A 14,493-nucleotide genomic window follows, 5' to 3' on the forward strand; every position below is an offset into this window, starting at 1 on the left:
GTATGTTCAAAGTTTTACCTAAGTATATGTTGCCGTTTTTACTGATTTCTCCCATAGCCCAATCCACACCTGTTACACCACCGCCTCAAGAAGTGGTGCAATCACAGCAAGTGCGTCCTTTACCAGGTAAGTTGGATGCGGTGCCAACTTTTAACAGCAATAGTCCAGAATTGGTATTAAAAGAAGGAATTTTACTTTCAACTTTTCCATCAAAAGACAAAAAATTTCCCACAGCGCATCTGAATTTTCCCTTTCGAGGACGATTTGATATTTTTGCTCACCATGTAGCGAGAGCTGAACCACCAGAAAATTTACGTTCTCTTTATCTGGGGATAATTTTGCATAACCCTACTTCGCAGCCGGTGAAAGTAAATATTTTGCAGGCGGCGAGTTATTTAAGCCAACCCGATGCACCATTTATTGAGTTACCATCCTTTACCCAAAATCCTTTAGGAAAAATTTTTGCCGGCCCTGGCGATCGCGTGATGACTGATATATTAAGAGGACAACGACAAAATATTTTCCCTGCCCAAATTGAAATTCCACCAGGGCAAAGTCGGATGTTACTAAATTTACCAATTCCGGTGCAGGGATTGACGCCGCCTCTCAATGGTCGGTCTACTTTGATACGGTTGCAAAGTAGTAACACCGTTTATGCAGCTAGCCTAGCCATGTTCGCCCCGACAAATCCTGATGGTAGCGAACGTGCCCCTACTTTGGAAGAATGGGAAAATTTACTAAATAATGGTGATTTGTCCACCCCACGGGATAAAATCCCCACTCCTTTAGAAGAAACTGACAAACCAATAATTTACGGGCGCGTTGCTGGAGTGGTTGCTGGTACCCAATGGCGAGCCTTATTAGTAGATAATCCTAAAGCTAGGTATTTAACTATTCCCCAACCCGGTCAAATGTTTTCCTATGCCCTGAGTACCCTGCATCGTGGTACCTTAGGAACTAATCAAATTCAAAGTGCTAAGATGCTGGTGCGCTATCCTGACACTGCATATCGCGCACATGGTAACTATGGAATTCAATATAGTCTGAAGTTGCCGTTATATAACAATACTCAAAGTCCTCAAACTGTGAGTGTATCGATACAAACTCCGCTGAAAGAAGACCGGTTAGTTCAGCCAGGGTTACACTTTTTGAGTACGCCAGCGCGTCAAGTCTTCTTTCGAGGGACAGTAAGGATACGTTATAAAGACGAGCAAAATCAGCCAAAAACAGAGTTTGTCCATTTAGTACAAAAGCGGGGTCAACCAGGAGAACCCTTAGTTTCATTAAATATGAAAGCTGGCGATCGCTCTTTAGTAGAAGTAGACTTCCTCTATCCACCCGATGCTACGCCACCCCAAGTGTTGACAGTTTCAACTCAGGGTGGAAATCGGTAATGATTAAAAGGGAATATAGCGGTTCCCAATCACATGAGGTACAGAAATTTGTAGGGGCGCATAGCTATGCATACGTGTCAACTTAACGTGAAACCCTGATGAAAATGTAATGAGCGAGTTCTACTCACTTCCCATCAAGATCCGCGTTACCCCACCCCGGCTTTGCTGACACAAAACCTCCCCTCCCCTTGCTAAGGGGAAGGGATTGAGGGGTGGGGTAAACGGCTGTGGAACAAAGCTTTGGGCTTAAGTTGACATCAATGATAGCTATGCGCCCCTACCTTGTACCTCACGCTTATCGAGAAAGGCAATAGACAAGATGCCATAAGTTTTTTTGATAGACTTTTTCACCCCAAGTCTGTGTATTTAGGGTGAACACTTATTCGGCTCAATGCGTTGCAATAGAAATAGCAGACTATAGCAGGCAATAATATAAAGCTATGGCAACGGATCGAACAACCAATCAAGAAACTAAGTTAAATTCGCTCCATAACCTTGTTGGAATCTCGATCTTATTGGTAGAAGATGAACCAGAGATTGAAGATTTGCTCACCTTCATTTTGGAAACAGCTGGTGCAGAGGTGATTGCTTTACCCGATGCAGAACAAGCGTTGGCTTTAGTCGAAACCCTTCATCCCGATATTTTGCTGTGCAATATGAGATTGCCTGGCCATGATGGAAATTGGTTAATTGAGCAAATTAGAGTACATCCTTGCCAATTTATAAGAGAGTTGCCTGCGATCGCCGTTACTTCTTATACACGGGAAGTCTCAAAGCATAAGGCTTTGAATGCTGGTTTCGATCGATTTATAGTCAAGTTTGAGAATCCAGAAGAAATTGTAGATCAAATTGTTCAGCTTATATATTCTGAACTTTAAATACATAGTAAGTCGGCAAGAAAAATTCGATGTAGATGAAAAAATATAAATTTGATGTAGGGTGTGTTGTCACGCAGTGCAACGCACCTTGAAATTGTTGCTCCCTGAATTCTGACTCCTAAATTCTGCTTTATGCTAACTTCTTTGAAAACCCTTGCCTGACTTTTGTTGCCCCTTACTCTTAGGCTTAGATTTATTCACTTCTCCTAATGCTTCTTGAAATAAGTTGTGCAGATGTATGGGTACGCTAGCAATTTCTGGTAACTCTGGCTCAATAGGTTTGTTGAATTCTTGCAAAAGAGGGTTTAAGTCACTTTCAAGCCGAAAATCTGGACGTTGCAAAAATGCTTGCAACACACTTTCTAATTGAGTTGGATATTGTTGCGCTAATCGATGCCAAATAAAGGCATTAATACTTTTATCTTCAAGATAGAAACGAATTAGTTTTTCAGCCCCTTCAACACTTTGCCAATCTTGTGCTGATAAAATGGTTTGTACCTTAGTATATGTTGGTAAAAACATTTGCCCCCAACGAGGATGAGAAAGAGCCGTGACGTGTTCTGCTTTCTTGAGTTCAGGCGGTAAATCAACTTTGGGCATTACCATTTTGCTATTGCCCTTTTTGTTGTCAAATATCTGAGAAACTGCGTTGGAATCAGCACCCAATTCTGCTGCTGCTGCTTTGATTTCTTCATCGTCAATACCAGCTTCTTCTGCCACTTCTGCCAGAGATTTAGAAGTATCGATCCCGGCTGCTGCCAAGCTTTTCTCAGTAATTATTTCTTGGAATTCTGCTATTTTTTTATTCAGTTGATAACCGGGTAATGTAATCTCATCAGTACCAAAAAATTCGATAAACTGTTGATGATACTGGGCTACCGATTCCCAAGCTTCCTCTAGCAATTCGGGAGCATCGCTGTAAAGATTACTTTTATAGTTCTCTTTAAAATTGCCAATTGCTACAGCAAGTTTTGGTTTACCCAATTTACCCATGAGTGTGTAAGGGCCAGAAAATATCCAATAGTTATTGGTAACAGGAGAAATCCGAGTTAGTAAAATTTCTCCAACTTTTAAACGAGATATTGCCTGTAATGTTTGAGGATTGTTTGCCTTGACAATGTAGTGTTTATCTGTTAGCCAGTTGGTTAATTCAAAGCCATCAGGTAGGATGTTAGTAATGGCAAATAAGCCAATAAAACTACGATGCCAACTGTCGATCAAGCTGCGATCGCTCTGGTCTAAATCTGGATGACTTTCGAGAAACAACTCTAATGGTGAGCGTTCGCCGACTTTTCCTTCTGTGATAAACCTATCGACGATTAAGTCCTGCTGCGTACTATCGCCACTTCCACGGCGCAACTGCTCGGCTGCGTAAGTTTCCAGTGCTTGTGCGAGTTCGCCTTCTGCGTCAAGGACGAAATCAACTAAGGCTTGTTTTAATTCGTGCGATCGTTCTAATATGGCATCCACAAGTTAATCTCTCGGTGCAACAGATGTAGATTATAGCCTTTAATAAAATTGGAACATCTAGCAATAGCTAGATTTATGAACAAGAATTCAGAAGTCACAAGTCAGAATTCAGGATAAATTGCGGCCGAATTTGGTGAATTTAACTTAAAATTCGATCCTCCCTAACCCTCCTTAAAAAGGAGGGAACTAAGCCCTCCTTTTCCCCGTTTTGCAACTACTTGAGGCGGCTGGTATGTGGTTTTTAACTGCCGATTTTACTTGATGTTTTGATTGACACGGAACAGGTTGGTTGGATCGTACTTTTTCTTGATCGCCAGCAGACGCTCGTAATTGTCGCGGTAAGTAGCTTGGACTCGCTCTTGACCCTCCTCCATCATAAAATTAACGTAGGCTCCGCCACAGGAATAAGGATGCAATGCATTCCAATATTCTTTTGCCCAAGCGGTTATCTTGTCTGCGTTTGCGGGATCTGGATCGATGCCAGCCACGATCGCTGACCACTTGGCGTCACGGTAACTGAAAGCGGTATCATTTTTGCCGACTCGATGTGCTGCGCCATCAATAGGATATAAGTGCATAGTTGAAAGCAATGTTGGGATCTGCGAACCATGTTTGAGATGTAGGGCGATCGCTTCATCGCTCAACTCGTTAACAAAATCGCCCTTCCAATACCACTGCAACCCTGATGGCATCAATCCATCGAACATACTTTGCAAAGCAGGATAGGGTATTGAACCAATGTGTTCAAATGCTGGAGCAAGGTCGCGAATCGGTCGGAATGCTTCTTCTACTTCCTCCGGCGCTCCAGTGTAGCACCAAATAATCCCGCACATTGTCTTAGTATGCAGTTCTTCTGGGAAAGGCGGCCCTGGTGGTACTTTCAGCAAAGCCAAGAAGCCATACATATCTTCCGGCTGATTGATAATGAACTCCCGATACCACTGCATGACCTCGGCAGCTCGATCCAAGTGCCACAACGTCGGCCCAGCATAGACAGTGTTAACTGGATGCGCTTTGAACAAAAATGAAGTGACAACGCCAAAGTTACCTCCACCGCCACGAATCGCCCAAAATAGATCCTCATTCTCTTGGGCACTGGCGGTAACAAAACGACCGTCTGCCAGCACTAAGTCTGCTTCTAGAAGATTGTCAATGGTCAGACCATACTTGCGAGTCAGATAGCCATGTCCGCCACCCAATGTCAACCCAGCAACGCCAGTAGAAGAGATAATCCCACTGGGCACAGCTAGACCAAATGCATGAGTTGTACTATCCACATCTCCCCAGGTACAGCCACCTTCAACCCGCACTGTACGCGCTACAGGATCGACGCGAATGCCTCTCATAGGTGAGAGATCGATAACCAAGCCGCCATCGCAAATTCCCAAACCCGCACCATTGTGGCCGCCGCCTCGAACCGCAAGCAGCAGATTGTGTTCGCGGGCAAAATTTACAGATGCTATGATATCCGCCACATTTACACAACGTGCAATCAGACGGGGGTGTTTGTCAATCATGCCATTGTAGACCTTACGGGCATTGTCATAGCCCGCATCGGCAGGGCCCAACAACTCACCCCGCAAGCTTGCCTTGAATGCTTCTACTGCTTCTTCAAGAACGGTTTCTTCGCGTGCGATCGAGTTAACCATAATTTTCCTCCTGAGCTACATTTCATTAGTTGAATGTTAATTTGGCAAATGTTGAGCAATATACGATTGCAAACATAAAGCTATGCAGTTGAGTTAAGAAAATTTATCTGTTCGGGCAGGGGAAGCAGGGAAAAAAGGCTTAACCTAAGCGTATTGAGATCTGAAGACTAGCTTTTTCAAATATTTACTAGTAGGATTTTAGAGCTATTTGAAGTTGAAAAAGTTTGCAGAATGTTAATAGTTTTGAACTAAAAATACTGCTACTAATTATGAATTAGCCTTACTGACTGCGTTTCCAGATGCGTGGCTTTATTCTTCATCTTTACTTTGGTAAAGTTTAGTTGCACGCTCGATATATTAATATTTGCAAATGGCGATCGCTTATTTAGCGATCGAATTAGCTATGACTATCAATAGGTCAAGATAAAAATATATTTAGAGACTGCAATAATAACTAATCATCCAAACTTGATATAAGTCACACTATAAAAAATTGTCCCTCTGCGAGTCGGAGAGGGACAGATTTGAGCTTTAGTTCAAGATAGGGAGAAGTTCGCCGAATTCAGGTTAATATGCGTTACTAAACCTTATTGATTAAACACCAACAGGAGTAGGTGCAGCGAATTTTGCATATCGCTGGATGTAAAATTCTTTAGGGTTAGCGATCGCTTTTACAGACTCGCGCTCTTTGAGGGCGTGCTTCCATTGTTTCAGACGCGTGAATTCTGCGGGTAAACTAAAACCACGATACTCCTTGAGTGCGCCCCAGCGTTCAAACCAGGGAAAATAGGTCAAATCTACCAAACTGATGGACTCACCAAACCAGTAGGGGCCTTCACCAGATAGTTTTCCTAGACCTTCGTTTTCAATAAATTCCAAGTGTTTGTATAATTGCTGCTTAGCTTCTTCTTGTTTTTGGACATCTGAACTTCGCAGCAGGTCAGAAAAAGCAGAAACAAACCTGGTATTAGCAAAATCAATCCAGATGCGAGCCTGCGCCCTAGCAATAGGATCGCTGGGTAACAGCGGTGGATTAGGAAATACCTCATCTAGATACTCGTTAATGATTGCTGACTCCCAAACTCGCTCATCATTATGAGTAATAGCCGGTACCTTGCCATAGGGCGAAACCTTCGTAAAGCCCTCCGGCCGATTCTGCAAATCAATCTCAATCAAATCGAAATCAATGCCTTTCTCTTGAAGTACCAAGCGGGTACGGTGAGCATAAGGACAAACAACTGCACTGTATAGTTTGATTTCAGCCATTTTAAGTTCCTTCGTAGATAAAATTTTGACGGAGATGAGGGGGATGGGGAGGTGGGGAGGTGGGGAGATGGGGAGGTGGGGAGATGGGGAGGTGGGGAGATGGGGAGGTGGGGAGATGGGGAGATGGGGAGGTGGCCAGATGCGGTTCGCCTTTGCGGAAATTGAGCGAAGCCCAGATTCACCGACCGAGAGAAAGTAATTCTTCTTTCCCCCCATCCCCCCATCTCCCCATCTCCCGACTTCCCCACCTCCCCAGTTCCCAATACCCTTAAAGCCAGGGTATTTCTTCTGGTGCATAACGGAAGGCGCGGAAAACTGTATTTTGTTCTCCACGACTGACAGGCGATTTCTCACCTGGAATATTCCGAGAAGCAAAATGTGGGTTGATGTATTCCCAAACAATTTCTCCTGTAGTTGTCACCTCGAATATCCGGCCATAGGCACCTTCTGTAATTAAGGTATTGCCATTTGCTAAACGTTGCGCTCCTGATATGTAGGAACTAAAGAAATTTTGGGGAGGGCTATCGGTATATTCCCAAACTATCTGTTTCGTTTGACGGTTGACTTCAATCACGCGGGAGAAATTGAGAGCGATGTGACGGCGATGTGCGCCATTATCGAAAATCAAGATATTACCGTTAGCTAATTCGTTGGGAAAATGCTGCTGTGCTAGTACGTCATCTCCTAGCGTCCAGATGATTTTTCCGGTTTGGCGATCGATAATGACAACTGTAGATATATTACGAAAGCTGACAATAATGTTGCCGTCGGCTAGTTCGCCTACAGTATTTCCGTGAGTCCATTCGTGTCGATGATCCTGGGGAGTAATCGTAAATTTATCTGGGTCGAGATGTTCCCAGGCGTGCCAAGTCCAAACAATTTCACCAGCTGGAGTTACTTCATAAAGCACATCAGCATACATATCACCATTCGGTTCTGTACCTGGTACGCCGCCTTTAATCTGGGGAACCAAAGGCTGGGGTATTTTTTCAATAGCTAGGATAATTGTGTTGCCATTAGCTAACCTACGTCCGTCGTGATGGTGGTCTGGATGCTTATATTCCCAGATAATATTCCCCTTGGGATCTGCTTCTAAAACAACGCCGCTTTTGAATGCAGCCCACAAAGCAAAACGTAGTGGTTCCTCTGCTGGAGTCTTACCGTTATAAAACAGATTGCCATTAGGCAAGAGATAACCATATAACCCTGGCGGATATGGCAGATTCCACTGGTGTACTACTTCTCCTTCCAGATTCAACAGATAAACTTCACCTTGACCGGTCAGAGGCGTAAAAAGTGTGTATCCTTTGAAGGCTTTTTCAGGGTTGTAAGCTTTTAAACCTGTACCCCGACGACGAATAGTATTTTGGTCAACCAACGTTGCTGTAAAAGTCATGTCCTACCTGGTAAATGTCTAGTTAAACTATCTTTGCAGAGTAGTCATTGGTCATTGGTCATTTGTCATTAATTTTTCTCCGCGTCCCCGCGTCCCCCCATCTCCCTATCTCCGCACCCTTACGGCGCTGGGTTGGGAGACTGTGCGTGAACTTTATCTAACTCTTCCAAAATGTTTTTGTCCAGAACTACATGAACGCTTTCGAGATTTTCTTTGAGTTGTTCGAGTGTTGTGGCACCAATAATTGTGCTAGCTACAAACCAACGACTCCGCACAAATGCTAAAGCTAGATGTGCTGGACTCAGTTGATAGCGCTTGGCAATGTCCACATAAGCTTTTACTGTTTCGCTTACTTTTGGTTTCAGATACCGCTGACCAAAGTTTTCAAACAAAGTTACTCTTGCTTTCTCTGGTTTGCCGTTTAAATATTTGCCAGTGAGGAAGCCAAACGCCAAAGGACTATAAGCAAGTAACCCAATTTCTTCGTAGTAAACTGCTTCTGCTAAGTGTCCGTCAAATACTCGATTGAGTAAATTGTAAGCATTTTGAATCGAAACAACTTTGGGCAATCCTAACTGTTTGGCAATGTTACTAAACTGGGTGACTCCCCAAGGAGTTTCATTACTCAAACCGATATAGCGAATTTTACCTGCTTTAATGACATCGCGGAAAACTTCTAGCTGTTCGGCGATGGGAACTGTTTCGCCTACTTGAGTAGGATCGAAAACTGTTTGTCCGAATCGTGGCACGTAGCGATCAGGCCAGTGAATTTGGTACAAATCTATATAGTCTGTTTGTAATCTTTTGAGGCTATCATCTACAGCTTGTTTGATATTATCGCGGTCAATTGCTTTGGCTCCTCCGCGTACCCATTTAAAGCCTCTACCAGGCCCGGCAATTTTAGTAGCGACAATAATTTTATCTCTTTGTTGATGCTTTAACCATTCGCCGATGTAAGTTTCAGTTAATCCATAAGTTTCACCACTTGTAGGTACTGGATACATCTCAGCCGCATCAATAAAATTGATTCCTTCACCAATAGAATAATCTAGCTGTTGGTGGGCTTCTTCAATAGTATTTTGCTGTCCATAGGTCATAGTGCCCAGACAAATTTCAGAAACTTTTAAATCACTATTGCCAAGTTGGTTGTACTTCATATCCTTGTATCAATTTTCAATTCAACGCAAGAGTTTTTTGATATTTTATCTTAAAAAGATTATTCCATAATTATGGTGTTTTTAATAGATGTTTGACGCAATAATTTTTCTAGTTTTGGTAGTTTTATATAAAAAACAATCGAGCCAAAAATACAGCATATTGCTCCAAATATTAAAGCAAATTTCGCATTGGATATACTTGCTAATCCACCTATGAATAAATTCCCAAAAGGTATTACTCCCATGACAAACATATTATAGAGGCTCATAATTCGACCTCTTTTTTCATCTTCTGATATTGTTTGTAAAACAGCATTGCTTGATGAGTATTCTAAGATATAACCACAACCAACTATTGTAATGGTCATTAAAGAAAACCAAAAATTATTTGAGAGCGAAAAAGTAATTAGTGCTATGCCAAATATAACAGGTGCGATCGCAGTAATTTTTTCAAGTCCTATTGCACTTGTTCGATAACTCAAATAAATACCACCACATAATGCTCCAAATCCCGATGCTCCTGTCAACCAACCGAGGGTGCTAGAATCTCCATGCAGAATTTCAACAGCAAAAACAGGCATAATTCTGAGATACGGCATTCCCATAAAACTGAACAATGCTATCAATAGCAAAATGTACCGAATAGGCAAAAATTCATAAGCATAAGTAAAGCCTTCTTTTAAATCCTGCCAGATATTATGCTGATGATTTTTTTGCAAAATTAGTGGCTTGTCAAACCGAATTGCTAGCAAAGCAAAAATCACGGCAATATAACTAATACTATCAATTAAAAAACAGTGACCAGGGGAAAGATTCGCAATTATTATACCTGCGATCGCTGGCGCTACAATCCTTGAACCACTAAGTAAAGAAGAATGTAAAGCCGTTGCATTGGCGATATCTTCTTTTTTTTTAATTATGTCCACTATGAAGGCGTAGCGAGTAGGTGTTTCAATACTAGCAATTAAACCTTGTAATATACTTGCACCGATAATATGCCATATATTAATTACTCCTGTTAAGGCGAGTACTGCTAAAATTAGCGAAACAATCATCATTGTAAATTGAGCAGTAATTAAAATAGTACGTCGATTAGACCTTTCTATCCAAACACCCGCTAAAGGACTAACTATCAAATGAGGAAATTGGCTGATAAAGCCAAGCAATCCTAACAAAGCTACTGAGTTTGTTAGAGAGTAAACTAACCATGCGGTAGTAGTTTCTGCCATAAAACTACCAATCATAGATGTCATTTGCCCGCTAAAAAATAGACGGAAATTTCTGGATTCAAAAGACTGTAAAGTTTGCATTATGCTAATTTTGAGTAGATGTCGATCGCAAAATTTTTCTCATACAGATCTTTTGTCTAAAAATAACGCTATTCTGCCAATCAGCCAATATAAAAAACTCCGCAAAATCTTTATCCGTTAAACTCCGCTAAAGCAATGCACAGTAAGTATTAAAACAATATACCTGTTCATTCTTACGTAGATAGATCGGATAAGTAAGCCAAATTGGAGCAATAAAAAGTCCAAAAATGTAATACAAAATACTTGCTTTTATCAAGTTTTCGTAGATATGGACTTTTTTAGCCTCAGTGCATACTACGATAAATCAGTCCAATTACAGTAGTATATCAGAAAGTCTTAAGATTCTTCTAAATTAAGCCTTAATAAATGTTTATGTTTATAGATGCTACTGCGGCATTAGCACAGCAAGCTAGTGGTCTATCGGATTAATTCTGCTGGGTTGTGGATGTTCAGATCCCCGACTTCTTAAATAAGTCGAGGATATTTTATAGGAATTGCTATAAAATATACTAAGAATAAATACAGAGAAAAGCCAAGTAATTCTCTGTCAGCACTCATTTTTTGATATACAGGAGCGCATTATGGAATATCTTGCTTATTCCCACATGTTTATTGCTCAAGAAGAAGCATCTAGAAACATTGAATATAAACTTCCTCAACCTGAATTTAGTTGGCAAAAACCTCTGAAATCTTCTGTGGTTATTACTAAAAAAAAGGTATCCACAAACAGCAAATACAATTATTTTAAGTCTAAATTCAATTGGAAAAAACTTCTTAAATCTTCCGCTTGGTTAGCTTTAGCTGGTGTTGGTGTATTACTTATTGCTGTCAGCCAAATTCAAATAGCTTCGGCAGCATATGTCAGAACTAACGGCAGTTGTCTACGTATTCGGACAGGCCCAAGCGTTAACTATTCTTATGTAGACTGTGTAAAAAATGGAGCGCCACTTCCAGCAATTGAAGGATATGAAAACGGTTTTGCTAGGCTTTCTACAGGTAGATATGTTTTTGCCCGATGGGTTGGCGATAAACCTAATAGTCCCACTACCAGTAGACCTGGTGGGGTTGGTGGTTCATTTATTCTCACCCCTGGTTCCAGAGGTCAGCTTGTCAGAGACGTTCAAACAGCTTTAGGTAACCTGAGAATTGATGGAATTTACGGCCCAGAAACTGTTCGTCAAGTACGAAACTTTCAAGCAAGTAAAGGTTTACTTGTAGATGGTGTCGTAGGCCCCGAAACGAGATTAGCCTTGGGTATTTAATGAACTATTCCACGTCTAGCTCACATATCTAAATCTCATAAAATTCTTGTGGGGTGGGCCGAAAAGCCCGCCTTAATTATGCAATTAATATGTCAAGGAGCTTAATGTTTGGGGAACTAGAAATCTCTGCCATGAATTCAAAATTTAAAATTCACCCATTCAGAAAGCTAAATTCGATCTGGGTTTCTAGGCTTATAAGTAAATAGACATAATTAAATGTAAAATACAAAATTTTAAAGCCGCGATCGAAACTAGCTTTTCCCTTCTGCCTCCTGCCTTCTGCCTCTCGGTATATTATCCTCGCATAAATTAGCATTCTCATATAGCACATTATGGAGGTAACGCACTATACAAGAGTGCTTTAGTTGCTTGACAGCATTGAAGAATGCACCCTAATAAATTAAAAACTGAGAATTTTATTTAATTTAGGCTACTAAATTGATATTGATAATCAAAGACCCAAATAATTTTGGACAATCTGCAAGATGCGTTCTGCTGCATGACCGTCGCCAAAAGGATTAATAGCATTTGCCATTGCTTGATATGCAGCTCGATCGCTGAGTAATTCGCTAGCAGCTGCAAAAATATTTGCACTCTCAGTTCCCACAAGTTTGGCGGTACCGGCTGTAACAGCCTCTGGTCTTTCTGTGGTGTCTCTTAAAACCAGTACTGGTTTTCCTAAGCTGGGGGCTTCTTCCTGCAATCCACCAGAATCAGTCAGTAAAAGGTGCGATCGCCCAATTGCTCCCACCAGTTCACCATAATCGAGAGGTTCTGTCAAGAAAATTCGCGGATGATTTCCTAAAAGTTGTTGTAATGGTACTCGCACCGTTGGATTGCGGTGTAATGGTAACAGCAATGCTGTATCGGGAAACTTGTCTAAAATTTGTAAAAATCCAGCAGCGATCGCTTCTAGTGGTTCTCCCCAATTCTCCCGACGATGCACCGTTGCTAACAAAACACGATATGAATTCCAATCTAAGCCTGGTACATTACAGCTAACTTGGGTTGCTGCAACATTCAACAAAGCATCAATTACAGTGTTCCCAGTCAAGTGAATTTCACCTAAAACACCAGAACGCTGCAAATTTTCTACAGCCCAAGGAGTGGGTGCAAAGTGCAGCTGAGTAATTTGAGAAATTAACCGCCGATTAGCTTCTTCTGGATAAGGATTGAATATATCATCAGTTCTCAACCCTGCTTCTACGTGACCAACAGGAATTTTTTGATAAAAAGCTGCTAAAGCTGCGGCAAAAGCCGTGGTAGTATCTCCCTGCACCACCACTAAATCGGGTTTTTTCTGCTGGAATAATGCTTCTAAACCTTGTAAACTGCGACAAGTAATATCATTTAAAGATTGCCGAGCTTGCATAATTTCCAAGTCATAATCTGCTTTGATATTAAACAGTTCCATGACCTGCTCAACCATTTCCCGATGTTGTCCAGTTAAAATTACTTGGGACTCAAAATCTGAACATTTTTGGAAAACTTGAATCACCGGAGCTAGTTTAATCGCTTCCGGACGAGTACCCAAAATAATGCAAACTTGCTTTCGATTAGTCATTTGTCCGTTGTAACTTGTCAAAGGCTATGGTCAACGGTCTAGGCTTATTAGTCAATAGTTAAGTGCCAATCATCACAAAAATCATATATATCAAAGTACAAATTATAAAAAACCTCAAAAAACTTGGTTTAACCAGGGAAATGCAATAAACAACATGAGACAGACAAGGGAGACAAGCGTCAATAATTTTTATTAAAAATGAAAAAACCCGGCTTAACCGGGCAGACGCACTGTTTGTCGAATTCAATTCTAATGACTAGAAATGACTAGATTTTAATCTCACAGGTTAAAGGGCAAGATGCGTAAACAGTAGTCTGCGCTTGGTCTGCCTCTCCATGCAGCCAGCTTAACCATTTAACATCGCTAGGATGAACTCCTTTAGCAGTTAGCACACCCGCAGCAAATACAACAGCCATAACATTGAACATCACTAAAGCGCCTGCAACCAGCAAAACAGCACTAACAGGCATTACAGATTGCAAAACAATCGACAACAGACATCCGACCGTAGCCATCAAAACAACTAATGGAAAGCCGACAACCAGCAAACATACTGCCAATGTGAAAGTCCATATTAAAAAGCTTTTAACCATCATCAAGGAGTAGGTCTTTCCTAGATTAGAGCTCTGAGCCGAAACCATGACTTTTCCTCCCAAAAATACACAGCAAGTTTTAATTTTCAGTTTTTTTACGCTTTTTGCGAATAAACTGAATCATTTAGTGAAGTTCAGTATATAAAACCTAATCAGGAAAATGAGCATTTTTTTACTAAACTTTACAGTTAATTTTTTGTAATTATGAATGTAAAGTCAAGTTGTTTTTTATTCAAAAAGCTTGCTTACTGCATCTGTCTTCAGGAGTAGAAGGTAAAAGGCATCAGCTTTCAAGTTCGATCCCCAGAGCATCATTCCGACTCAGCTTAACATTTCTTATAATAACAAGCACTTCTTCTCATAATTGGAAGATTCGCTGAATTCACGAACTGCTAATGTTTGTGTTGTTAACTGCTAGCAATTAAACTCGATACTTGCGATGGATTTCTCATTTAATAGCAATACAATATTTACTTTCTAGCTTTTGAGTGCTGTATAGAACTTTTTTACTTTAGAGTATTTACTGAGGTAGTGTGTAGCCTTGCATGTGTTAA

The 14,493-nt window shown here is 41.1% G+C and carries 11 protein-coding genes; 3 read left to right on the plus strand and 8 right to left on the minus strand.

Going from position 1 to position 14,493, the window contains the following annotated elements; all coding sequences use genetic code 11:
• The first annotated feature begins 26 nt into the window (after positions 1–26).
• Both NSTC745_RS17880 and NSTC745_RS17885 read left to right on the plus strand, forming a co-directional pair.
• The gene (locus tag NSTC745_RS17880) at positions 27–1,394 is read left to right on the plus strand and encodes a DUF3370 domain-containing protein (protein ID WP_445638635.1); all 1,368 of its coding nucleotides are present in this window, start codon (positions 27–29) and stop codon (positions 1,392–1,394) included.
• A gap of 440 nt (positions 1,395–1,834) precedes the next feature.
• Positions 1,835–2,272, plus strand: coding sequence for a response regulator (locus tag NSTC745_RS17885; RefSeq protein ID WP_445638342.1), 438 nt, complete (start codon positions 1,835–1,837; stop codon positions 2,270–2,272).
• 135 nt (positions 2,273–2,407) lie between these two features.
• Here the strand turns inward: NSTC745_RS17885 and NSTC745_RS17890 are convergent, their stop codons facing one another.
• The 6 genes from NSTC745_RS17890 to NSTC745_RS17915 form a co-directional block, all read right to left on the minus strand.
• Entirely contained in the window at positions 2,408–3,742 is a 1,335-nt protein-coding gene (locus NSTC745_RS17890; protein ID WP_445638343.1) for a hypothetical protein, read from the minus strand.
• Between the two features lie 254 nt (positions 3,743–3,996).
• Positions 3,997–5,391: an FAD-binding oxidoreductase gene (locus tag NSTC745_RS17895; RefSeq protein WP_445638344.1), complete on the minus strand. Its 1,395-nt coding sequence runs from the start codon at positions 5,389–5,391 to the stop codon at positions 3,997–3,999.
• A gap of 594 nt (positions 5,392–5,985) precedes the next feature.
• Complete coding sequence (locus NSTC745_RS17900; RefSeq protein WP_445638345.1) at positions 5,986–6,657, minus strand: glutathione S-transferase family protein; 672 nt, start codon at positions 6,655–6,657, stop codon at positions 5,986–5,988.
• A 268-nt stretch (positions 6,658–6,925) separates the two neighbouring features.
• Complete coding sequence (locus NSTC745_RS17905) at positions 6,926–8,053, minus strand: aryl-sulfate sulfotransferase (RefSeq protein ID WP_445638346.1); 1,128 nt, start codon at positions 8,051–8,053, stop codon at positions 6,926–6,928.
• Positions 8,054–8,172: 119 nt separating this feature from the next.
• Entirely contained in the window at positions 8,173–9,210 is a 1,038-nt protein-coding gene (locus NSTC745_RS17910) for an NADP(H)-dependent aldo-keto reductase (RefSeq protein ID WP_445638347.1), read from the minus strand.
• A 59-nt stretch (positions 9,211–9,269) separates the two neighbouring features.
• On the minus strand, positions 9,270–10,520 hold the full coding sequence (locus NSTC745_RS17915; protein WP_445638348.1) for an MFS transporter: 1,251 nt from the start codon (positions 10,518–10,520) through the stop codon (positions 9,270–9,272).
• A 581-nt stretch (positions 10,521–11,101) separates the two neighbouring features.
• Here NSTC745_RS17915 and NSTC745_RS17920 point away from each other — a divergent pair.
• Entirely contained in the window at positions 11,102–11,782 is a 681-nt protein-coding gene (locus NSTC745_RS17920; protein WP_445638349.1) for a peptidoglycan-binding protein, read from the plus strand.
• A 451-nt stretch (positions 11,783–12,233) separates the two neighbouring features.
• Here NSTC745_RS17920 and wecB read toward each other — a convergent pair whose 3' ends face one another.
• Positions 12,234–13,346 (minus strand): non-hydrolyzing UDP-N-acetylglucosamine 2-epimerase, encoded by a 1,113-nt coding sequence (gene wecB / locus NSTC745_RS17925; protein ID WP_445638350.1) that lies wholly within the window; start codon positions 13,344–13,346, stop codon positions 12,234–12,236.
• Positions 13,347–13,612: 266 nt separating this feature from the next.
• Positions 13,613–13,987 carry a hypothetical protein gene (locus NSTC745_RS17930; protein ID WP_096541869.1) on the minus strand — a complete coding sequence of 125 codons (375 nt, stop codon included), beginning with the start codon at positions 13,985–13,987 and terminating at the stop codon, positions 13,613–13,615.
• Between the last annotated feature and the right edge of the window lie 506 nt (positions 13,988–14,493).

This window comes from Nostoc sp. DSM 114161, from assembly GCF_052692665.1.